Below are 21,639 nucleotides of genomic sequence, written 5' to 3' on the forward strand. Positions count from 1 at the left end.
GCGCGGTTCCCGCCCGCGGTCAGGCGGCCGGCCGGAGGCCGGCGAGCATGAGGTCGAGCGTCCGCCCGCGCAGGTCGGCGTCCCAACCGCCCATCAGGGCACCCTGACACGCGCTGACCAGCAGGGCCATCACCTCGTCGAGACGGACCCCGCGGGCGACCGCTCCCGCCTCCTGCCCGCGGACGAGCAGCTCTCCCACCGCGTCGGCGAGCGATCCGAGCGGTCCGGTGATCGGCACCTCCATCCCTTCGGCGGCGAGGAGGCCGACGACCGTCCGGTTCGCCGCCGTCCGCTCCACGAGCCGCGCGAAGAACTCGAAGAGCGCGGTCGCCGGGTCCCCGCGCGCCATGAGTTCGGCGGCGTCGTCCGTGACCTGCCGCAACAGCCGTTTCATCAGCGCGCGCAGCAGGTCGGCCTTCGTCGGGAAGTGCCGGAACACGGTGCCGACCGCCACCCCCGCGCGCCGCGCCACCTCCTCGGTCGAAGCGTCCGGCCCGGCCCCGGCGAACACCTCGTCCGCCGCCTCCAGGATCCGCTCCCGGTTGCGTTGCGCGTCCGCGCGCATCCCCGACCTCCCCTGGACAAGATGAGTCTGGACTCATTATCTTCCCATCATGAGTGCCCACTCATGTTAGGAGACGTACGCCATGCACACCACACCGCGCGGGATGTTCCAGCGGATGCAGCAGCGCTGGCTCGACCACCCGACCGCCCTCATCGACGACCTCCTCGCCGACGACGTCGTCATCGAGACCCCGTTCGCGCCGCCCGGCGGGCCGACCAGATTCGAGGGCAGGCAGACGTTCCTGGAGTTCGCCGACCCGCAACGCGCGGCGTTCCCCGTCCGCTTCGACGACTGCCGCACCGTCGCCGTCCACGACACCACCGACCCGAACACCATCGTCGTGGAGTACGAACTGACCGGCACGCACACCAGGACTGCCAAGCAGTCCACCGCCGCCTTCATCGGCGTCCTCACAGTGCACGACGGCAAAATCACCCTCTGGCGCGAATACCAGAACACCCTGGCGATAATGCAAGCCCTGACCTGACCACCCCAAAGCCCCCACGCACACAAGCGGCCCAGGCGGACCGCCCCCAGCACAGGCGCAGAGCACCCTCCCCAGACCGGCAGCCGCAGACACAGTGACCGCAAGCGGAGCGGCCCCAAAACGATAGAGCGCCCCTACCAGCACGACAGCCTCAAACGCGCAGTGGACCGCACACGAAGCCCTCAAGAGCCGGAGCACCCTAAATAGCACGACGGCCTCAATCACAGTGACCGCACGTGAAGCGGCCCCAGCCGATGGCGAGTCTCACCAGTGCAACATCGGCCGGATCAGCGTTGGCCAGGTCAGCGTTGGCCAGGTCAGCGTTGGCGGGTCAGCGTTGGCGGGTCAGCGTTGGCGGGTCAGCGTTGGCGGGTCAGCGTTGGCGGGTCAGCGTTGGGCCTGGTCGCCGCGACGGCGACGGCCTGGTCCTCGCCCGGCGCGGGGTTCCGGGAGGGCGCAGCGCCGCAGAACCTGCCCGGACTCGTCGAGGTCGCCGCCCTGACACCGCCGCACCGGCGCGGCCGGCTCCGATCAGTGCCGCGCCGAACGCCCAGCGCCACCTTGGGGTTGGCGGGTCAGCGGCGGGCGGCGACGATCTGGGCGACGGTCCGTTCCAGGGCGTAGGCGGGGTCGGCGGCGCCGCCCTTGACCGCCTCATCGGCCTCGGCCACGGCGGTCAAGGCGCGCGCGACCCCGTCTCCGGTCCAGCCGCGCAACTGCCTCTGCACCCGGTCGATCTTCCAGGGCGGCATGCCGAGGTCCTTCGCCAGCGCCGCACCCCGCGCGCCTCGCGGCGCCCCACCGACCTTCGCCAGCCCGCGCACGCCCTGGGCGAGCGCGCTGACGATCAGAACGGGCGCGACACCCGTCGCGAGAGCCCACCGGAGCTGTTCGAGGGCCTCAGCGAGCTGTCCTTCGATGGCCTTGTCCGCCACGGTGAAACCGCTGACCTCGGCGCGTCCCCGGTAGTAGCGGGCGATGGCCGCATCGTCGATCTTCCCCCCGGTGTCGGCGACGAGCTGGCTGCACGCGGCGGCCAGCTCGCGCAGGTCGTTGCCGACGGCCTCGATCAGTCCCCGCGCGCCGTCCGCCGAGATCTTCCCGCCGGCCCTGCGGATCTCGCCCCGGACGAAGTCGACCCGCTCGCCGGCCTTGGTGACCTTCGGGCATGTGATCTTGCGCGCCTTGAGCTTGGTCAGCCCGTCCACGAGCGCCTTGCCCTTGGCGCCGCCGGGATGGACGGCGACGAGCACGACGTCCTCCGCCGGGGCCTTGGCGTACTTCAGGACCTCGGCCGTCAGGTCCTTGCCCAGGTCCTGCGCCGACCGCAGCACGAGCACCTTCCCGCCGCCGAACAGCGACGGCGACGTCAGCTCCGAGATGCGGCCGGGCTCCAGGCCACCGGGCGCAAGATCGATGACCTCGATCTCCGGATCCCCCGCCCGCACGGACGCGACGACGTCCCCGACCGCCCGGTCCACGAGCAGCTCTTCGTCACCGACGATCAGAATGATGGACTCAACCGACACACCAGCAGCATGCCACGCTCCCCCACCCCCCGCGCCCGTCCCACGCCACCACCCCGCCCACCCTCGCGCCCACGCACCACCCAGCGGCGCCCCTCCCACCGAACGGGCTAGAAAAGCCGCCCGCCGAACAGCAACAGATCAGGCCGCCCCACCGAACTGGGGCGGCCGCGCCGCGCTGCAGCAGACCAGCCCGCCACGCCGTACAGCAGCAGACCAGCCCGCCACGCCGGGCGGCAGCAGAACAAGGCACCTCCGCGCGGAGCAGCAGCAGGCCGCACCGAACGGCAGCAGGCCAGACCGCCGCACCCCGCGGAAACGGGCCACCCCGAGCGACAACGGGCCACCCCAAGCCCTCAGCGGGCCACGCCGAGCGGCGGCGGGCCAAGCCGAGCCCCAGCGGGCCACGTCGTCGCGCCGCGCGGGGGCAGGCGTGCTGCCCTGCGCGGCGATGCCGCCAGCCGACCGAGGGGCACGCCCTCGGTGCCGTTGACTCCTCCAAGCGGATCTTCCCGCCTGGTCGCCTCAGCAGCGGACCGCGCCGCGCGGGAACGGGCCGCACCGCGCTTGAACCGCCGCACCGCGCATTGAACGCGACGCTGCGGACGGGCTGCGAGGTGCGGGGGCGGGCTGCGAGGTGGGGGGCGGGCTGCGACGCGCAGAGCAGCAGGCCGCGCCGAGTTGCAGCAGACCAGGCCGCGCGTTGAGCGGCGGAGGGCCAGACCCTCGGGCAGTGCGGGGGCGAGCGTGGGGTGCTGCGCGGAGGTGCCGTCAGCGGGACGAGGGGCATGCCATCAGGGCCGTTAAGTCCTCCAAGGGATCTTCCGCCGGTTGACTCGGCAGCGACTACCGCCTCCAGGGCGCGTCGTCCGCCGGGTGGGGTGGACGGGTCGCCTGTCGGTGTTGGCCCGTCCTTCGGGGTGGACCGTTGTCGTGGGTCCCGACGGGCCTGTTAGTGGCGCGGGATCGTGGTGAGGCCGGCGCGGGTGCGGGCTATGGCTATGTCGCCTTCCTTGTCGGTGCGGTGGATCTGGGTGCGGAGGCGGTGGAGCAGGGCGAGGGTGGTGGAGGACGGATGGCCGTAGTCGTTGTGGGCGCCGACCGAGATCAGGGCGATGGACGCGTGGGCGGCGGCCAGGAAGGCGGGGTCCTGGCTGCGAGAGCCATGGTGGGGAACTTTGAGGATCTGGACGTGGGGGACGCTCGTTTCCAGGGCGCGCTGTGCCTCCAACTCCACGTCGCCGGCGAGGAGGGCGCTGAAGCCCGGTCTGCGGGCGACCAGGACCACGCTCGCGTTGTTGATCACAGTGCCGTCGTCGTCGGGTGAGAGGGCGGGGGCCGTGGTCAGCGGGGCGAGGACGGAGAGGGTGAGGTCGCCCACGCGCCACTGCTGCCCGGGCTCGGCCGGGGCGGTGCGGAGGCCGGAGGTGTGCCGGGCCTCGCGGCCTGAGGTGCGGGGCGTGATCAGGACCTTGTGGACGGTGCGGCCGTGGCGGACGCCGGAGACGCCGTTGATGTGGTCGGCGTGCGGGTGGGTGAGGATGAGGAGCGGGACGTCCGTCACGCCGAGGCGGTGCAGGCAGCGGTCCACCGGCGCGGGCTCCGGCCCCGTGTCCACGACGACCGCCTGGCCCGGGCCCGCCGCCAGTGCCAGAGCATCGCCCTGGCCGACGTCGCAGGCAGCCATCTGCCAGCCGGGTGGCGGCCATGAAGGGGCGAACACGCGCATGGCGACGACCGCGATGAGGATGCCGGCCATGGCCGCGGCGGCGAGCAGGCGCAACCGGTGGCTGCGCAGGATCAGGGCCGCCGCCACCGCCCCCAGGAGAAGCGTGGAGGCGCCCAGGGCGCCCCCGGCCCACGGGATCGTCGCGTAGGGCACGGACGCCGCCGTCCGGGCGACCCAGATGATCCAGCCGACGGCCAGGCCGGCGGGCCGCACGATCAGGCGGGCGAGCGGTAGGGAGACGGGTGCGGTGACGGTGGCGAGCGCGCCCAGGAGGGTGGCGGGGGCGACGGCGGGGGCAGCGAGCAGGTTCGCGAACACCGAGACGACTCCGACCTCGCCGGACAGCAGCACCAGGACGGGCGCGACGGCCACCTCGGCGGCGGCCGCGACGGCGAGGGCGTCCGCGAGCGGGCCCGGCATCCGGCGGGCGAGCCGCTCGCGCCAGGGCGGGGCGAGGACGAGGAGGCCGGCCGTCGCGAGGACCGACAGCGCGAACCCGTAGGAGCGCGCCAGTTCCGGGTCGATCAGGACGAGCAGCAGCACCGCCGCGGCCAGCGCGGGGAGGCCTTGTCGCCCGCGTCCGGTGAACAGCGCCAGGAGGCCGATCAGGCCCATGACGGTCGCGCGTAGGACGCTCGGTTCCGGACGGGCGACGACGACGAACGCGCACACCGCGAGGACGGCGACGGGCGGGGCGCGGCGCCGTCCGAGGCCGGCGAGCCGGCACAGCGCGAGGACCGCCCCGACGACGATCGCCAAGTTGGCGCCGGAGACCACCAGGAGGTGGGTGAGCCCGGCGGTCCCGAACTCCTCCGCCAGGGCCGGGTCCATCCGCGAGGTGTCGCCGACGACCATGCCCGGCAGCACTCCGCGCTGGTCGGGCGGAAGGCGTGCGACCGCCGCCCGCAGCCTTGCCCGGAGGTGTTCCGCGGCCCGCTGGACCGTGGACGGCGACCCGAGCATGGTGGGCGGCCCGCGGACGATCACCACCGCGGCCAGCAGATCGGGGCCCCTGGGGCGCACGAAGCGCCCGCGGAGCCGGACACGCTGGCTGGGAATCGACCGGAGCCAGCGGGGATCCGAGGCGATGAGCAGGACCGGGACGCGGACCCCGGTCCGATCCACGGCCTCCGCACGGGCGCGAATGATGATCATCGGCCGCCCTTTGCCGGGGCGCGCCTGCGGATCTCCGGTCACCACGGCCTCGGCCGTCGCGAACCGCCCGGCTCGGGCCAGGTCCCGGACAGGGCCCGAGCCGACGGCCGTCGTCCGCAGCGCCACCCCGAAGGCGGACGCAGCAGCACAAGCCAAGGCAGTTCCGACAAGAAGCCGCCGCCCGTCCCCCGGGTGGTGCCGTACGGGGCAGCCGTCCGCCCACCACCCTGCCGGAACCACCCGTCTCAACGCGTGTCCATGCCAACTCCCACCTGGGCGTCCCGTCGCTCCGCCCCCCATCCACCCGATCGGGAGAATCCTTCTCAAGACGCGCTCGCGCCACCAGCCCACCGGGCCTCGGCTCGCGCCCCCTTCCGGCCACCCGGCCGGGAGAATCCGCTCCAAGACACGCTCACACCAACAGCCGTCCGGGGCTCTGCTCGTGCCCCTGTCTGGCCATCTGGCCGGGAAGATCCGCCTCAAGGCGCGCTCGCGCCACCAGCCCGCCGGGGCTCGGCTCGTACCCCTCTCTGGCCACCCGGCCGGGAGGATCCGCCTTAAGGCGCGCTCGTGCCAGCAGTCGTCTTGGGGGCGTCTGGTGGTGCCGCTCGGCCGGGGCGCGGGGAAGATCCGCCTCAACCGGTTGAGGAGGCGGGGGGTTGATGGGGTGCGGGTGGTCAGGAGGTAGGCGGAGGCGGCTGCTGTGGTCGTCGCCAGGCCATAGGTCAGGGGCTGGGGTAGGCCTATGGTCGCGGCGGCGGCCAGCCAGGTGGCCAGGGCGGGGGCGAGGAGGCGTAGGTCGGGGGTCATACGCGGACCATCGGTTTCAGGTCGGCGAAGCGCCGGGAGCCGATGCCGCTGACGTCCTGGAGTTGCTCGACGGAGCGGAAGCCGCCGTGCTGGGTGCGGTACGCGACGATGCGCTGCGCGAGGACGGGCCCGACACCGGGGAGGTCGTCCAACTGGTCGGGGGTGGCCGCGTTGAGGTCGAGCGGGGTGCCGGGTGCGCCCGCGGCGGGCGAGGGCGGGCCACCGGGAGGCGGCGGGGACGGCGGTGGCGCGGGGACTCCGACCGGGATCTGCTCGCCGTCCACCAGCGGGCGGGCGAGATTGAGGGTGCCGGTCTTCGCGCCCGGGCGCACCCCGCCCGCGGCCTTGATGGCCTCGGCGACCCGTGACCCCGATGGCAGGGTGACCACGCCCGGCCGCTCGACCTTGCCGAGGACGTGGACGACCACCGAGGAGGCCGCCGAGGAGGAGGCGGCGACCGCCGGGCTGGCCGTGAGGGCGGGGCGCGGCTCGGTGAGGGCGGCGGTTGCGGTGGGCGCCGCCGGCTCGGGACGCGGCCGGGCGAGCCACAGGTAGCCGGCCGCCACCAGCGCCGCGAGCACGCCGAGCATGACGAGCAGGCGGACGTTCGAGCGTTCGGGCGCCGCGCGCACCCGTGCCGCCGGAGGCGCGTCGGCAGGAGGGGCGGGCGGCTTCCACCGGCCGGTGACGGCGTGCAGTCGATCTTCCGTGTCGGATCTCATGGAGCCCGACGTTAGGGAGGCCGGACGAGCGCGGACGCGCGGATCGGAAACTGTGGACAACCCTGCGTCAACGGCGCCGGGAGGCCGTGGCCGCGAGCACGAGCAGCGCCACCAGAAGGGCCGTGACGCGGGTCAGCGTCCCCGGCGAGGAGAGGTAGACGCCGCCGAAGACGGCGATCGCGAGGACGTTCGACAGCAGCGTGCCCGTGTTCGTCAGAGCGGACACGGAAGAGGCCTGACCGGGCCCCACGGCCCCGGTGATCCGGTCGACCAGGGGGCTGAACCCCGCGGCGTGCCCGAACCCGGCGGTGTACAGGAGCGGCACCGACAGAAGCACCGGCCAGCCGTCCCCGGTCAGGAAGGCAAGCCCCGACGCGGCGACGGCGAAGGAGAGCAGGCCGAAAACGGGGAGGTTCGTCCTCGCCCGTAGAGGCAGACGTGTCCATCCCAGGCCCGCCGTGGCGAAACCGGCCGTGTAGGGGATGAAGGTGAGCCCGGCCTGGAGCGGCGAGAAGCCGAGCTCGTTCTGCAAGTAGAGCGCGAGCGAGAACAGGAGCCCCGTGTAGGCGCCCATCACCGCGCAGGCCGCGAACAGGCCGGGTGCGACGAAGGGCCGGCGCAGTACCGAAAGGTCCAGCAGCGGTGACGCCGTCCTCAGCTCGTGGACGCAGAAGACGGCGAGCAGGACGCACCCCACGGCGATGGACGGCCACGTCCACAGCGGCCAGTGCTGTTCCCTGCCGAGTACCAGGGGCACGACGAACGCGGCCATCCCGATGGACAGGAGCACCACGCCGGACAGGTCCAGGCGGACGGACTTCGTGCGTTCCGGCGGTATCAGGCGCGGTCCGATGGCGAGGAGCACGGCTCCCACAGGCACGTTGACGAGGAAGATGGGCCGCCAGCTGCCGCCGAGTGTCACGATGAGCCCGCCTGCCACCTGCCCCAGGGCGACTCCCAGCGCCAGCACCATGGAGTAGAGGCCGAGCGCGCGCGCTCTGGCGGGCCCCTGGAAGGCCAGCTGGATGAGCGACAGGACCTGCGGCAGCAGCAGAGCGGCCGACGCCCCCTGGCACACCCTCGCCGCGACCAGGAGGGCGCCGGTCGGTGCCAGCCCGCAGGCCAGCGACGAGGCCGTGAAGCCGAACAGCCCCAGGAAGAACATCGTGCGGTGCCCGTAGCCGTCGCCAAGGCGCGCGCCGGTGACCACGAGGACGGCCAAGGCGAAGATGTAGCCGCCCGTGATGAGTTGCAGGAGGGAGCCGGACGCGTGCAGCTCTTCCGCGATGTCCGGCATCGCGACCGCCACGATGGAGCCGTCCATCGACACCATCGTCTGCCCGGTGAGCAGCACCGCCAGCAGCCATCGTTTGACCATTCCGCGAGTGTGCGGGACGGCTTCCACCGGCGCTTGAACATGTTTGCCCCTGCGTACGATGGCGGCATGCGCGAGTCGAGCACCGTGGCGGAGACGGAGGACTTCGCCGTCCACGCGGTGCGCTGCGCGGAGCACCGGCCGGGGTGGTCGGAGCCCGAGCCGTTCCACGGCGACCAGATCGTCCTGGTGCGGGCGGGGCGGTTCCGCATGCGGTCCCGCCAGGGGCGCGCCGTCCTCGACCCCACGACGGGCTACACGCAGGCCTCCGGGGAGGAGGGCCAGTTCGCCCATCCCGCGGGCGGCGACGTGTGCACGGCCATCATCCTGTCGCCCGGCCTTTGGCGACGCCCGTCCGGGACGGTCAGGGTCAGCGCGCGCGCGGACGTCGCCCATCGCCTCCTACTGCGGTCCGGCCCCGACGTGGGATACGAGACAGCCGAGCGGCTCATGGGCCTTCTCGCCCACCTGGCCGTGGACGAGCAGGGCGGCAGGCGCCGCGCCCTGGCCGACGAGGCGCGCGAGGCCATCGCGAGCGGCCATCCGCAGGCGGCCGGCCTCGTCCCGCTGGCGCGCCTGCTGGAGGTCTCCCCCTCCCACCTGAGCCGGACGTTCCGCAGGGAGACCGGCATGTCGGTCACCCGCTACCGGAACCGGATCCGGGTCGGGCGCGCCCTCGACCGCCTGGAACAGGGCGAACGGGACCTGTCCGGCCTCGCCGCCGACCTCGGCTTCGCCGACCACGCGCACCTCACGCGCACGATCAGGGCGGAGACCGGTCACCCGCCGGCCGTCCTGCGCGGCCTCCTGCGCCCCTGACGCCCCCGGGGAGGGTCAGAGCTGGGGGGCCACGACCACGCCCAGCATTCCGGGGCCGACGTGGGCGCCGATGACGGGGCCGACCTCGCCGACGTAGACGTCCTGGACGTGCGGGACGCGTTCACGGAGCCGGGCGGCCAGGGTCTCGGCGCGGGCGGCGGCGGACAGGTGCTGGACGCCGAGGTCGACGCGCCGGTCGCCGGCCTCGGTCACGGCCAGCTCCTCCAGCCGGGCCAGCGCCCGCGACGACGTGCGGACCTTCTCCAGCGGCGCGATGCGGCCGTCGGTGATCTCCAGGAGCGGCTTCACCATCAGCGCGGACCCCCACAGGGTGGCGGCGGCGCCGATCCGCCCGCCCCGCCGCAGATGCTCCAGGGTGTCGACGTAGATGAGGGAGCGGGTGAGCGCGGCCCGCCGGACGGCGGCGGACACGGCCTCCTCCGCCGACCCGCCCTCCATCGCGACGGCCGCCGCGGAGAGGGCGGCGAAACCGAGGCCCATGCCGATGGTCCCGCTGTCGACGACCCGCACGGGAACGGGCGCGTCCTCGGCGGCGAGCCGCGCGGCCTCGACCGTCCCGGACATGGCCGCGGCGAGGTGCACCGACACCACCGCACGCGCGCCCGAGGCGGCGGCTGCCTTGTAGGCGTCCGCGAACCGCTGGGGCGCGGGACGGGACGTGGTGACGGGACGCCATTCCCTCAGCGCCCGGGCGGTCTCGGCGGTGTCGATGTCGCCTTCGTCCCGCATGATGCCGCCGACGGCGATCTGCAGGGGGACGACGGTCAGCCCGTGCCTTTCGGCGAGCCCCGGCGGAAGGTAGGCCGTGGAGTCGGTGACGACCACGACCGAACCACCCATACCGACCGCACCGCCCATGGCGGCGACACTACCCGCCGCCGCGGGCCCCGCGTCAGTGCGGCTCCCCGTCAGTGCGGCTCCCCGTCAGTGCGACCGTCAGGCAGTGCGGCTCCGCGTCAGTGCGGGCCCTCAGGCAGTGCGGGCCCTCAGGCAATGCGGGCCCTCAGGCAGTGCGGCCGTCAGGGCTGGACGGGGACGCCGCCGCGCCAGATGCGCAGGGCGCGGAGCCCGAACGCCCACGCGAAGGCGCCCTCGTGGTCGGCGTCCCACAGGACGATGTCGGCGAGCATTCCCGGGGCGAGGGAGCCGCGGTCGCCGACGCGCAGCGCGGCGGCTCCGCCGAGGGTGGCGGCGCGCAGCGCCTCGGTCACGCTGAGCCCGAACATCGCGACCGACAGCCCGATGACGAGCGGCATGGAGGTGATGCCGCACTGGCCGGGGTTGTGGTCGGTGCCGAGGGCGACGGTGACGCCGCGGTCGAGCATCTGCCGGACGGGCGCGGGGGCGCGGCTGCTGTTGAGGGAGCTGCCGGGGCAGACGGTGGCGGTGACGCCGGCGTGGGCGAGGGCCTTGATGTCGTCGTCGTTGGCCTGGGTGAGCAGGTCGGCGGACGCGCAGCCGACCTCGGCGGCGACCTGCGCGGCGCCGATGCGCTCGTTGGCGCAGGCGTGCATGCGGGCTTTGAGGCCGGCGCGCTTGCCCGTGAGCAGGAGGGCGCGGGCCTCCTCGGCGGTGAAGTGGCCCTCGTCGCAGTAGACGTCGATCGAGTCGGCCCCGGCGACGGCGGCGTCGCCGGCCCACAGGCGGACGGCCTCGATGTAGTCGCGGCGGCGCCCGAAGAACTCGGGCGGCAGGATGTGCGCGGCGAGGAACGTGGCGTGGATGCGGGGCATGGAGGGCTCGCCCTCCAGCGACCGCAGCATCCGGATGTCGGCGAGCTCGCCGTCGCGGGTGAGGTGGTAGCCGGTCTTGGCCTCGACGGTCGTGGTGCCGGCGAGGATCCACTGGCGGAGCCGTTCGCGGACGCCGTTGCACAGCGTCCAGGGGTCGGTGCCCCGGGTGACGGTCACGGTGGAGTTGACGCCGCCGCCCGCCGCGGTGATGGCCGAGTGGGACGAGCCGCTGGTGCGCATCGCGAGCTCGGCCCACCGGTTGCCCGCGTAGACGGGGTGGGAGTGCGCGTCGATGAGACCGGGCGTGACGAGGCCGCCGCCGAGGTTCTCGACATGGTCGACGTCGACGATGTCGTCGATGATGCCGGGGACGCTCTGCGGGAGGTCGGAGGCGGGCCCGGCCCAGACGACCCGGTCGTCGTGGATGAGCACCGCGGCGTTGCTGCAGACGTCGGTGCCCGTCCAGAGCCTGCCGATGTTCGTCAACAGCCGTACGGTCATAGGGTCACCGACCTGGGTGGGGCCGTGCGCACGCGGGCGCGTTGCAGGATGCGGGGCGACGGCGCGGGCCTCGGGCCCTCGCGCCAGCGTTCGGACCTGCCATGGTTGGGCCACCTGCTCTCGATCCGAAACGCCGGCTGGGTGCCGGCGACTCCACCTGTGGAGGGTCGGGTGACCGGGGGGCCACCACTGGCAACGAGACCGGAGATATCGGTTTCGTCACGGTAGTGCACCGAAGGCCCGTCCGACAACCTCTGCTCGCCGCGCATCGACACCCATCACCCCGCCCCTTGGTCCTTCGACGGTACGGATTTCAACAGCATGGTCAAGCGGATTGGACAAGCTGTCACCGTTCGGCGACCAGAGCGCACCTTCGGACGATCTCGAACCGGCCCGACGACCTGACCCAAAACCCACCGGGCCCTGCGAGGGGCCCGGTGGGAACGGGATTCAGAACGTCGGAGAGACGGTGACTCAGGCCGTCGGGGAGACGGTCTCGTACCGGGCCAGTTCGCCCGCGAGGTCGGCGGGCACGCGGGCGTGCATGACGGTGCCCTCGGCGACGTGCTCCTGCTTGAGCACCTCCCCGCGGTCGTGCACGCGGGCGACGAGGTCTCCGCGCTCGTAGGGCATGAGGACGTGCACCTCGCTCTCCAGGCCCGGCAGGTCGGCCTCGATCGCGGCGCGCAGCTCCTCGATGCCGAACCCGGTGCGGGCCGACACCACGACGCTGTGCGGCTCGCGGCGCCGCAGCCGCGCGACCGCGAGCTCGTCGGCGGCGTCCGCCTTGTTGATCACGATGATCTCGGGGATGCGGTCGGCGCCGATCTCCCGCAGCACCTCGCGGACGGCGTCGATCTGCGACTCGGGGTCGGGGTCGGAGCCGTCGACGACGTGCAGGACCAGCCCGGCGTCGGTGACCTCCTCCAGCGTCGAGCGGAACGCCTCGACCAGCTGGTGCGGCAGGTGCCGGACGAAACCGACCGTGTCGGCCAGGGTGTAGGCGCGGCCGCCCGGCGTCTCGGCGCGCCGGACGGTGGGGTCGAGGGTGGCGAACAGCGCGTCCTCCACCAGCACCCCGGCGCCGGTGAGCCGGTTGAGCAGGGACGACTTGCCCGCGTTGGTGTAGCCGGCGATGGCGACGGCCGGCACCCGGTGGCGGCGCCGCTCGCCGCGCTTGGTGTCGCGCGACTTGGACATCTCGGCGATCTGCCGGCGCAGCTTGGCCATCCGGGTGCGGATCCGCCGCCGGTCCAGCTCGATCTTGGTCTCGCCGGGGCCGCGGCCGCCGATGCCGACGCCGCCCGCGGCGCGCCCGCCGACCTGCCGGGACAGGTTGCCGCCCCAGCCGCGCAGCCGCGGCAGCAGGTAGTCGAGCTGCGCGAGCTCGACCTGCGCCTTGCCCTCGCGGCTCTTGGCGTGCTGGGCGAAGATGTCCAGGATCAGCGCCGTCCGGTCGATCACCTTGACCTGGACGGTCTCCTCCAGGTGGCGCAGCTGGCTCGGGGCCAGCTCGCCGTCGCAGATGACGGTGTCCGCGCCGGTGGAGATCACGATGTCGCGCAGCTCCGCGGCCTTGCCGGAGCCGATGTAGGTCGCGGGGTCGGGGCGGGACCGGCGCTGGACGAGTCCTTCGAGCACCTGCGAGCCCGCGGTCTCGGCGAGCAGCGCCAGCTCGCGCAGGGAGTTCTCGGCCGCCTCGGCCGTCCCCTCGGTCCAGACGCCCACCAGGACGACCCGCTCCAGTCGCAGGGAGCGGTACTCGACCTCGGTCACGTCGGTCAGTTCGGTGGACAGTCCCGCGACGCGGCGCAGTGCCCGCCGGTCTTCGAGATCGAGCTCGCCCGTCAGGGGCTCGTACTCGAGCGCTTCCGGAGCCTGGGTCTGGTCTGCAGAGAAAGGTTCAGTCATATGTCCTCGTAGAACGCCGCTTCGCGGCCGTATCTTCCCCCGGATCGTCTCACGCACCCTCCCCGGCGGTCACCTGGTTATGGCCCGGTTTCCACTTGGGTTGACGGAAGCGCGCGCGGGGAGGTCTGCAGGGAACCCCGCTTTGACCGGTCTCCGGACCGCCGAGTACCGTTCTCCACGTAACAGAAGTCGAATTTCGCTATACGAAAGGGCAGCAGATGGCTGGACTGGAAGGCATCGAGGTCACCGGACCCCTCGGCGAGCGGTACGAGGAGATCCTGACCCCCGAGGCGCTCGGCCTGCTCGCCGCCCTGCAGCGCGAGTTCGGCACCCGCCGCAAGGAGCTGCTGGAGGCCCGCGCCGAGCGCCAGCGCAAGCTGTCCGCGGGCGGGACCCTGGACTTCCTGCCCGAGACCGCCGGGGTCCGCGGCGACGACTCCTGGCGCGTCGCCCAGCCCGCGCCCGGCCTGGAGGACCGCCGCGTCGAGATCACCGGTCCGACCGACCGCAAGATGACGATCAACGCGCTGAACTCGGGCGCGAAGGTGTGGCTGGCCGACTTCGAGGACGCCAACACCCCGCTGTGGAACAACATGGTCGAGGGGCAGCTCAACCTGCGGGACGCCCTCGACCGCACCATCGACTTCACCGACCCCAAGAGCGGCAAGTCCTACGCGCTGAAGGACGACGGGGAGCTCGCGACGATCGTCGTCCGGCCGCGCGGCTGGCACATGGAGGAGAAGCACCTCCTCGTCGACGGCGAGCCCATGTCCGGGTCGCTGTTCGACTTCGGCCTCTACTTCTTCCACAGCGCCCGCAGGCAGCTGGCCAAGGGCAAGGGCCCCTACTTCTACCTGCCGAAGATGGAGAGCCACCTCGAGGCGCGGCTCTGGAACGACGCGTTCAACCTCGCCCAGGACGCCCTGGAGATCCCGCGCGGCACCATCCGCGCCACCGTGCTGATCGAGACGATCCCCGCCGCGTTCGAGATGGAGGAGATCCTCTACGAGCTGCGCGACCACTCCGCCGGCCTGAACGCGGGCCGCTGGGACTACCTCTTCTCGGTGATCAAGAAGTTCCGGGACCGGGGCGCCGACTTCGTGCTGCCCGAGCGCAACGCGATCACGATGACCGCGCCGTTCATGCGGGCCTACACCGAGCTGCTCGTCCGGACGTGCCACAAGCGCGGCGCGCACGCGATCGGCGGCATGGCGGCGTTCATCCCGTCCCGCCGCGACGAGGAGGTCAACCGGGTCGCGCTGGAGAAGGTCCGCGCCGACAAGACCCGCGAGTCCGGGGACGGCTTCGACGGCTCCTGGGTCGCCCACCCCGACCTCGTCCCGGTCTGCCGCGAGGTGTTCGACGGCGTGCTCGGCGACAAGCCGAACCAGCGCGACCGGCTCCGCGAGGACGTGCACGTCTCGGCCGCCGACCTGCTCAACGTCAAGGCCACCCCCGGCGAGATCACCGAGGCGGGCCTGCGCAACAACATCGACGTGGCGCTGCGCTACCTCGCCACCTGGCTGGACGGGGCCGGCGCGGTCGCGATCCACAACCTGATGGAGGACGCCGCCACCGCGGAGATCTCCCGGTCCCAGGTGTGGCAGTGGATCTACAACGGGGTCGCCACCGCCGAGGGCCAGAAGATCACCAAGGAGTGGGTCGAGCAGCTCCTGGACGAGGAGCTCGCCAGGATCCGCGAGGAGCTGGGCCAGGCCTACAACGAGCCCCGCTACAACCAGGCCGTGGAGCTCTTCAAGGAGGTCACGCTGGCCGACGAGTACTCCGAGTTCCTCACCACCCCGGCCTACCAGCAGTTCCCGTAAGGGGGCAGGGCTCGGGCGGCGCGGTCCGTCCGGGAGGGGGTTCCCGGACGGACCGCGGATCTTGCGACGGGTCGGCGGGCGGGGGATCGTGGAGAGGATGGAGACCATGCTCACGGCGCTCGGGCCCCGGCTGGAGGCCCTGCTCGGCGCCGACCGGGTCATCACCGATCCGGTGCGGCTGCGCACCTACGAGTGCGACGGCCTCACCAACCACCGGTCGACGCCCGGCGTCGTCGTGCTGCCCGACACGGCCGAGCAGGTCGCCGCGATCGTGCGGGAGTGCGCCGCCGCCGGGGTCCCCTACGTCGCGCGCGGGTCGGGGACCGGCCTGTCGGGCGGCGCGCTCCCCCGCGCGGACGGCGTGCTGATCGTCACGTCACGGATGAACCGGATCCTGGAGATCGACATCCCGGGGCAGCGGGCCGTGGTGGAGCCCGGCGTGATCAACCTGGACGTCACGCGGGCCGTGCGCCCGTACGGGTACTACTTCGCGCCCGACCCCTCCAGCCAGCAGATCTGCTCGGTGGGCGGGAACGTCGCGGAGAACTCCGGCGGCGCGCACTGCCTGAAGTACGGGTTCACCGCGCACCACGTGCTGTCCTGCGAGGTCGTCACCCCCGACGGGGAGCTGGTCGAGCTCGCGGCGGACGGGCCCGGCTACGACCTGCTCGGCGTGTTCGTCGGGGCGGAGGGCACGCTCGGCATCACCACCAAGATCACGGTGCGGCTGACGCGGGTCCCCGAGACCGTGGAGACGCTGCTGGCCGCGTTCGGGTCGATCGAGGCGGGCGGCACGGCGGTGTCGGCGATCATCGGCGCGGGGGTCGTCCCGGCGGCGATCGAGATGATGGACGCCCTGGCGATCGAGGCGGCCGAGGCGGCGGTGCGCTGCGAGTACCCGCCGGGCGCGGGCGCGGTGCTGATCGTGGAGCTGGACGGCCCGCGGGCGGAGGTCGCCGCCCAGTTCACCGAGGTGGAGCGGCTGTGCCGGGGCGCCGGGGCGTTCGAGATCCGCATCGCCGCCGACGACGCGCAGCGGGCGCTGATCTGGAAGGGGCGCAAGTCGGCGTTCGCGGCCGTGGGCCGGATCAGCCCGGCCTACCTCGTCCAGGACGGCGTCATCCCGAGGACGGTGCTCCCCGACGTCCTGGCCCGCATCGACGCCCTGTCGGCCGAGTCGGGCGTGCGGGTCGCGAACGTGTTCCACGCGGGCGACGGCAACCTGCATCCGCTGGTGCTGTTCGACGACGCCGAACCGGGCGCCGAGCAGCGCGCCGAGGAGGTGTCGGGAGCGATCCTCGACCTGTGCATCGAGCACGGCGGCTCCATCACGGGCGAGCACGGCGTCGGGGTGGACAAGGCCCGCTACATGCCGCGCATGTTCACCGACGCCGACCTGGACACGATGCAGATGGTCCGCTGCGGCTTCGATCCGGCGGGGCTGTGCAACCCGGGCAAGGTCTTCCCCACGCCGCGGCTGTGCGGCGAGGTGCCCGGCAAGCGCAAGGGCCCGCACCCCTACGAGGGAAAGGCGGACATCTTCTGATGCTGCCCCTGGACGCCTTGGCGAAGGTCTGCGGTGACGTCCGGCCCGGTGAGCCCGCGGAGGGCGTGCTCGGCGTGGAGCCCGCGTTCGTCGCGGCGCCGAAGAACCTGACCGAGGCCGCCGACGTGATGCGCGTGGCCGCCGAGAAGGGGCTGGCCGTCGTCCCGCGCGGGGCCGAGACCCGGCTGGACTGGGGCGAGCCCCCGCAGCGCTGCGACCTGCTCATCGACAGCCACCGGCTCGGCAGGCTCGTCGAGCACACGGCCGGGGACCTCGTGGCCAAGGCGGAGGCCGGGCTCGCGATGGACGGGTTCGCCGAGAGGCTGGCCGAGCGCGGGCAGCGGCTCGCGCTCGACGTGCCGCTGCCGGGTTCCACCGTGGGCGGGACGATCGCCGCGGGCGCGGCCGGCCCGCTGCGCACCCTGTACGGGACGCCCAGGAACCTGGTCATCGGGCTCACGGTGGTCCGTGCGGACGGGCAGGTCGCGAAGTCCGGCGGCAAGGTCGTCAAGAACGTCGCCGGGTACGACCTCGGACGGCTCTTCTGCGGCTCCTACGGGACGCTGGGCCTGATCGTGGAGGCCACGTTCCGCCTGCACCCGGTCCCGGCCGCGACCGCCTACGTGACGTGTGCCGTGGACGGGGCCGAGGACGCGCACGACGCGGTCCAGACCGTCCTCCACTCCCCTGTCGCGCCGAGCGCGCTCGAATACATCAGCCCAGGGACGGTCGCGGTCTTCCTGGAAGGCGTTCCCGACGGTGTCGCCGCGCGCGCTGGGCAGACCGCAGAACTCCTTGGAGAGAAAGCCGAGATCTCCGACACCGCGCCGGACGGCTGGGGCCTGTACCCGGACGGCACCACCCTCGTCGACATGGGCGCCCCGCCCCCCTCGCTCCGCGACGTCATCACCGTGCTCGGCCCAGGGGCCGCCGCCACCTGGAGCGGCAGCGGGCAGGGCCACGTAGGCCTTCCCGCGGAGTTCGGCCCTAACGAGGTGGCCGATGTCCTCGGACGTCTACGGGACGTGCTGAGGAGGCACAACGGTCACGCCGTCGTCCGCTACGCGCCGCAAGAGGTGCGCAGCGAGATCGATCTGTGGGGGCCGGTTCCGGCGCTGGCGCTGATGCGGCGCGTGAAGGACCAGTTCGACCCGGATCACCGGCTGTCCCCCGGCCGCTTCGTGGGAGGAATCTGATGAGCGCCCAGGACGACCTCCCGAACCTGCTCAACGACTGCGTGCACTGCGGGTTCTGCCTTCCCACGTGCCCGACGTACGTGCTGTGGGGCGAGGAGATGGACTCGCCCCGGGGCCGCATCCATCTGATGCAGCAGCACGAGGACGGCGAGCCGCTCAGCGGGCCGATGGTCGAGCATTTCGACCGCTGCCTCGGGTGCATGGCGTGCGTGACGTCCTGCCCGTCCGGCGTGCAGTACGACCGCCTCATCGAGATGACCCGGGCCGAAGTCGAGCGTGAGCACCCCCGTCCAGTGAAGGAGCGCGTCATACGGGAGATGGTCTTCCAGCTGTTCCCGTACAAGCGGAGACTCCGCGCCCTGCGCGGGCCCCTCCGCGCCTACCAGAAGTCGGGCCTGGAACGGCTCGTGCGGCGCAGCGGCGTCCTGGAACGCGTCTCGCCGTCCCTCGCCGCCATGGAACGGCTCGCCCCGCCCCTCGGCAGGACGCCCAGGCTGCCCGAGCGGGTCGCCGCGCGCGGCGAGCGCCGCGCCACGGTCGGGATGCTGACCGGATGCGTCCAGGGCGAGTTCTTCCCGGAGGTCAACGCCGCCACGGCCAGGGTCCTGGCGATGGAGGGCTGCGATGTCGTCATCCCCAAGGGCCAGGGGTGCTGCGGCGCGCTCTCCCTGCACTCCGGACGCGAGGACGAGGCGCGCGCCTTCGCCCGGCGGACGGTCGAGACCTTTGAGGCCGTCGACGTGATCGTGGTGAACTCCGCGGGCTGCGGATCGGCGATGAAGGAGTACCGGGCCCTGCTCGCCGACGACCCGCGGTGGTCCGGGCGGGCCGAGGCGCTCTCGGCCAGGACCCGCGACCTCGCCGAGTACCTGGTGGAACTCGGGCCCCGCGCGGAACGCAGGCCACTTCCGGTCACGGTGGCCTACCACGACGCGTGCCACCTCGCCCACGCGCAGGGCGTGCGTAGCCAGCCCCGCGAACTGCTCGCCGCGATCCCCAAGCTGACCGTCCGGGAGATCGCCGAACCCGACGTCTGCTGCGGTTCCGCCGGGACCTATAACCTGTTCCAGCCGGAGGCCGCCGGAGAACTCGGCGACCGGAAGGCGGTGAACGTCGACGCCACCGGAGCCGAACTGCTCGTCGCCGCCAACCCCGGCTGCTCGATGCAGATCGCCACCGCGCTGCGCGGGCGCGGCGCCGCCATCGCCGTCGCGCATACCGCGCAGGTGCTGGACGCCTCCCTGCGGGGACTCGGCCGCGACGCCCTCACGGCGCGCGGTTCGTAACCCGCAGACCGGGACCGCCGCCGATCCGGCCGTCCGGTATCGTGACCTGCCCGCCGTGAGCAGGGACACGCCGACCGAGCCGGAGAGGGCCCGAGGGAGCGAACATGGCCAACACCCGCCAGCCGTACCGCTCGCACCGCCGCAGGAAGAAGAGCCAGGCAGGAAGGCTCGGCCTCGCGGGGGCCGTCACCGGCGCCCTGGGGATCGCCGCGGTGGCCGGCGTGATCGTGTATGTGCGGCCCGGCACGGGCGAGCGCGGGGCCTCCGCACCGCCCAGCCTCGCCGGCCAGGGCGACGGCGGGGCCGGCCCGTCCGTGCCCGCCCCGAAGGCCGGCCCGCCGCTCGGCTTCACGACCCCCGAGGGCTACGGCTACAACCTCGCCGCCGTCATGGCGGGGACGTCCCGGCAGCCGCTCGGCGCCACGCAGGCCCCGCCGTCCGGGACGACCTACGCCTACGCCGACTACGTCCTCACCAACAGCCAGCGGCGGCCCGTCCTGCTGGACTTCCCCGCCGACCTGTTCATGCCGAAGTCGCAGGTCCCCTCGTCGGCGCAGGAGCGGTGCATGCCGCAGGCGGGCATCCCCGACGACATGTGCACGCTCCCCAACCACAGCAAGATCACCGCCAGGGTCGCCGGGGCGAAGGCGCCGGTCGAGGACGGCGGCGACACGATGATGCCGGCGGGCGCCTCCTACGTGGTCCGCATCGCCTCCGACCTGCCGGTCGAGGACGGGCTCTCCGCGGACGACCTGCGCCTGTACGTGTGGAACGCCCGCTACACCAGCGACCGCAAGGGCATCGAGCTCGCCTTCCCCTGACCCGACCGATCCGAGAGCCCCACGGGCCCGCGCTTCACCGGGTGAAGCCGATGTCTTGATACACGGGGTCCAGGAAGCCGCCGGCACCGACGTTGGCGAGGCCCGCGCGCACGGCGACGATCTGGGGGCGCTGGTACAGCGGCAGGACCGACGCTTGGCGCCAGATGAGCCGGTCCGCCCTGTTCACCAGGGAGTGGACCCTGTCCGGCTCGACCTCCGCGATGGCCTGGTCGATCACGGCGTCGATGGCGGCACTCCCGATCCTGGAGTAGTTCTGCTGGACGTTGCCTCCGCGCGGCCGCGCGAACACCGCTTTCATCTCCGAGGCGGGGAACGAGGTGCCGAGCCAGGAGAACGGGACGATGTCCATGTTCCCCGGCGTGACGTACCGCTCGAAGACGTCGTCGGCGGGGACGGCCTGGATGTCCACCCGGACGCCCACGCGTTCGAGCAGTGCGCGTGTCAGCTCCCCCTCCCGCCTGCTGATGGGGACCCCCGACGGCACCACGAACCGCAGCGCGAGCGTGCGGCCCGCCTTGGCGCGGTACCTGCCGTGCGGTCTCCAGCCCGCCTCGTCCAGGAGCTGCCGGGCCCGCGCGGGGTCGTACGCGCCGAGTTCACCGGAATTGTCCTGGTAGCCGGCCTGGGTACCGACGTAGAAGTGGTTGCCGAGCGGCTGGACCGGCACGCCGAGGCCGGACAGGTCCGACCGCGCGATGGCGCGCCGGTCGATGCCGAGCATCACGGCCCGCCGCACCCGTGCGTCGGACAGGACGGGTCCGGCGGCGTTGAGGGTGAAGTTCCGCCAGTCCGGCCCGCCCGCCCTCCGGACGGTGGCGCCGGGGACGCGCCGGACGCGTTCCAGTGCGTCCGCGTCGAGGCCGACGTCCATCAGGTCGATCTCGCTGCTGGCGAACGCGCCGGGCATCGCGCTGGTGGCCATGGCGCGGTAAACGATCCGGTCGAGTTTCGCAGGCGCGCCCCACCACGCCGGGTCCCGCACCAGAGTGAGCGTCTTGGCCGTGCGGTCGATCCCCTGGAACCTGAACGGCCCGGCCGTGACGGGTATGCGGTCCGCCCATGCGGTGTTGAACGCGCGTGGGTCGGAGTAGGCGGCGGCCGGATACAGGGGGCTGAACAGGCCGCGCCAGTCCGCGTACCTATGGGCGAACGTCACCTCGACCACGTGCTCGTCGGAGCCGCGTTCGACCCGCTGGATCTGCTGGTAACCGGTGACGGCCGAGACCTCGTACCGGGGGTCGCGTCCAGACAGGGCATGGGCCTGCGCCCGGAAATCGGCGTATCCGATAGGTCTCCCATCCGACCACTGGGCGCGCGGGTTGAGCCTGTAGGTGACGGTCTGGCCGTGACGGGTCCGCTTCAGGGCGGCCGATTCCAGATACTCCGGAACAGGACGCGGGACGGCCTTCTCGTCCAAGCGCATCAGATACGGCATGACACCCTGGAGGACGTGCTCGACCGCGCCCTTGGCGCCGTTGACGTGGCCCGAGTTCCACTGGGACGGGAACTCGGGCAGCGGCCAGCGGAGCGTCCCGCCGTTCGCGACACGGTCGCGCGGGGTCGGATTCATGTCCGCCGCCGGCAGCCGC

16 protein-coding genes are annotated in these 21,639 nt (G+C 72.9%); 7 read left to right on the forward strand and 9 right to left on the reverse strand.

The genetic code is table 11. From position 1 onward, the window contains the following. Positions 1-19: 19 nt before the first annotated feature. Entirely contained in the window at positions 20-565 is a 546-nt protein-coding gene (locus FKD65_RS10995) for a TetR/AcrR family transcriptional regulator (RefSeq protein WP_141577354.1), read from the reverse strand. Positions 566-647: 82 nt separating this feature from the next. Here FKD65_RS10995 and FKD65_RS11000 point away from each other — a divergent pair, with 82 nt between their 5' ends. After that, positions 648-1,052, forward strand: a complete 405-nt coding sequence (locus tag FKD65_RS11000) for a nuclear transport factor 2 family protein (RefSeq protein ID WP_141577355.1) — start codon at positions 648-650, stop codon at positions 1,050-1,052. A gap of 575 nt (positions 1,053-1,627) precedes the next feature. Here FKD65_RS11000 and holA read toward each other — a convergent pair. The 4 genes from holA to FKD65_RS11020 form a co-directional block, all read right to left on the reverse strand. Continuing rightward, a complete protein-coding gene (gene holA, locus FKD65_RS11005) occupies positions 1,628-2,581 on the reverse strand; it encodes a DNA polymerase III subunit delta (protein WP_141577356.1) in 954 nt (317 codons plus the stop codon). 949 nt (positions 2,582-3,530) lie between these two features. Further along, on the reverse strand, positions 3,531-5,618 hold the full coding sequence (locus FKD65_RS11010; protein ID WP_240810080.1) for a ComEC/Rec2 family competence protein: 2,088 nt from the start codon (positions 5,616-5,618) through the stop codon (positions 3,531-3,533). 650 nt (positions 5,619-6,268) lie between these two features. Beyond that, the gene (locus FKD65_RS11015; protein ID WP_141577358.1) at positions 6,269-6,994 is read right to left on the reverse strand and encodes a ComEA family DNA-binding protein; all 726 of its coding nucleotides are present in this window, start codon (positions 6,992-6,994) and stop codon (positions 6,269-6,271) included. Between the two features lie 67 nt (positions 6,995-7,061). Beyond that, complete coding sequence (locus FKD65_RS11020; RefSeq protein ID WP_141577359.1) at positions 7,062-8,372, reverse strand: MFS transporter; 1,311 nt, start codon at positions 8,370-8,372, stop codon at positions 7,062-7,064. Positions 8,373-8,438: 66 nt separating this feature from the next. Between FKD65_RS11020 and FKD65_RS11025 the strand changes: the two genes are divergently transcribed. Beyond that, positions 8,439-9,188 (forward strand): AraC family transcriptional regulator, encoded by a 750-nt coding sequence (locus tag FKD65_RS11025; RefSeq protein WP_141577360.1) that lies wholly within the window; start codon positions 8,439-8,441, stop codon positions 9,186-9,188. A 15-nt stretch (positions 9,189-9,203) separates the two neighbouring features. Here the strand turns inward: FKD65_RS11025 and FKD65_RS11030 are convergent, their stop codons facing one another. The 3 genes from FKD65_RS11030 to hflX all read right to left on the reverse strand — a co-directional run bounded on the left by FKD65_RS11030 (position 9,204) and on the right by hflX (position 13,354). Continuing rightward, entirely contained in the window at positions 9,204-10,067 is an 864-nt protein-coding gene (locus FKD65_RS11030; protein ID WP_240810081.1) for a DegV family protein, read from the reverse strand. 161 nt (positions 10,068-10,228) lie between these two features. Then, positions 10,229-11,443: an imidazolonepropionase gene (hutI, locus tag FKD65_RS11035; protein WP_141577361.1), complete on the reverse strand. Its 1,215-nt coding sequence runs from the start codon at positions 11,441-11,443 to the stop codon at positions 10,229-10,231. A 474-nt stretch (positions 11,444-11,917) separates the two neighbouring features. Next, the gene (gene hflX, locus FKD65_RS11040) at positions 11,918-13,354 is read right to left on the reverse strand and encodes a GTPase HflX (protein WP_141577362.1); all 1,437 of its coding nucleotides are present in this window, start codon (positions 13,352-13,354) and stop codon (positions 11,918-11,920) included. Positions 13,355-13,572: 218 nt separating this feature from the next. On the opposite strand from hflX, the gene aceB reads away from it, so the two are divergent. The 5 genes from aceB (at position 13,573) to FKD65_RS11065 (ending at position 20,029) form a co-directional block, all read left to right on the forward strand. Continuing rightward, complete coding sequence (gene aceB / locus FKD65_RS11045) at positions 13,573-15,180, forward strand: malate synthase A (protein WP_141577363.1); 1,608 nt, start codon at positions 13,573-13,575, stop codon at positions 15,178-15,180. 97 nt (positions 15,181-15,277) lie between these two features. Beyond that, positions 15,278-16,726 carry an FAD-linked oxidase C-terminal domain-containing protein gene (locus FKD65_RS11050; RefSeq protein ID WP_141577364.1) on the forward strand — a complete coding sequence of 483 codons (1,449 nt, stop codon included), beginning with the start codon at positions 15,278-15,280 and terminating at the stop codon, positions 16,724-16,726. Continuing rightward, complete coding sequence (locus tag FKD65_RS11055; protein ID WP_141577365.1) at positions 16,726-17,922, forward strand: FAD-binding oxidoreductase; 1,197 nt, start codon at positions 16,726-16,728, stop codon at positions 17,920-17,922. The genes FKD65_RS11050 and FKD65_RS11055 overlap by 1 nt, the downstream gene beginning before the upstream one ends. After that, complete coding sequence (locus FKD65_RS11060) at positions 17,922-19,208, forward strand: (Fe-S)-binding protein (RefSeq protein WP_141577366.1); 1,287 nt, start codon at positions 17,922-17,924, stop codon at positions 19,206-19,208. The genes FKD65_RS11055 and FKD65_RS11060 overlap by 1 nt, the downstream gene beginning before the upstream one ends. Before the next feature lie 104 nt (positions 19,209-19,312). Continuing rightward, a complete protein-coding gene (locus tag FKD65_RS11065; RefSeq protein ID WP_141577367.1) occupies positions 19,313-20,029 on the forward strand; it encodes a hypothetical protein in 717 nt (238 codons plus the stop codon). Between the two features lie 34 nt (positions 20,030-20,063). Here the strand turns inward: FKD65_RS11065 and FKD65_RS11070 are convergent, their stop codons facing one another. Continuing rightward, complete coding sequence (locus FKD65_RS11070) at positions 20,064-21,620, reverse strand: ABC transporter family substrate-binding protein (RefSeq protein WP_240810082.1); 1,557 nt, start codon at positions 21,618-21,620, stop codon at positions 20,064-20,066. Positions 21,621-21,639 lie beyond the last annotated feature (19 nt).

This window comes from Actinomadura sp. WMMA1423 (genome assembly GCF_006547145.1).
Lineage (GTDB): Bacteria > Actinomycetota > Actinomycetes > Streptosporangiales > Streptosporangiaceae > Spirillospora.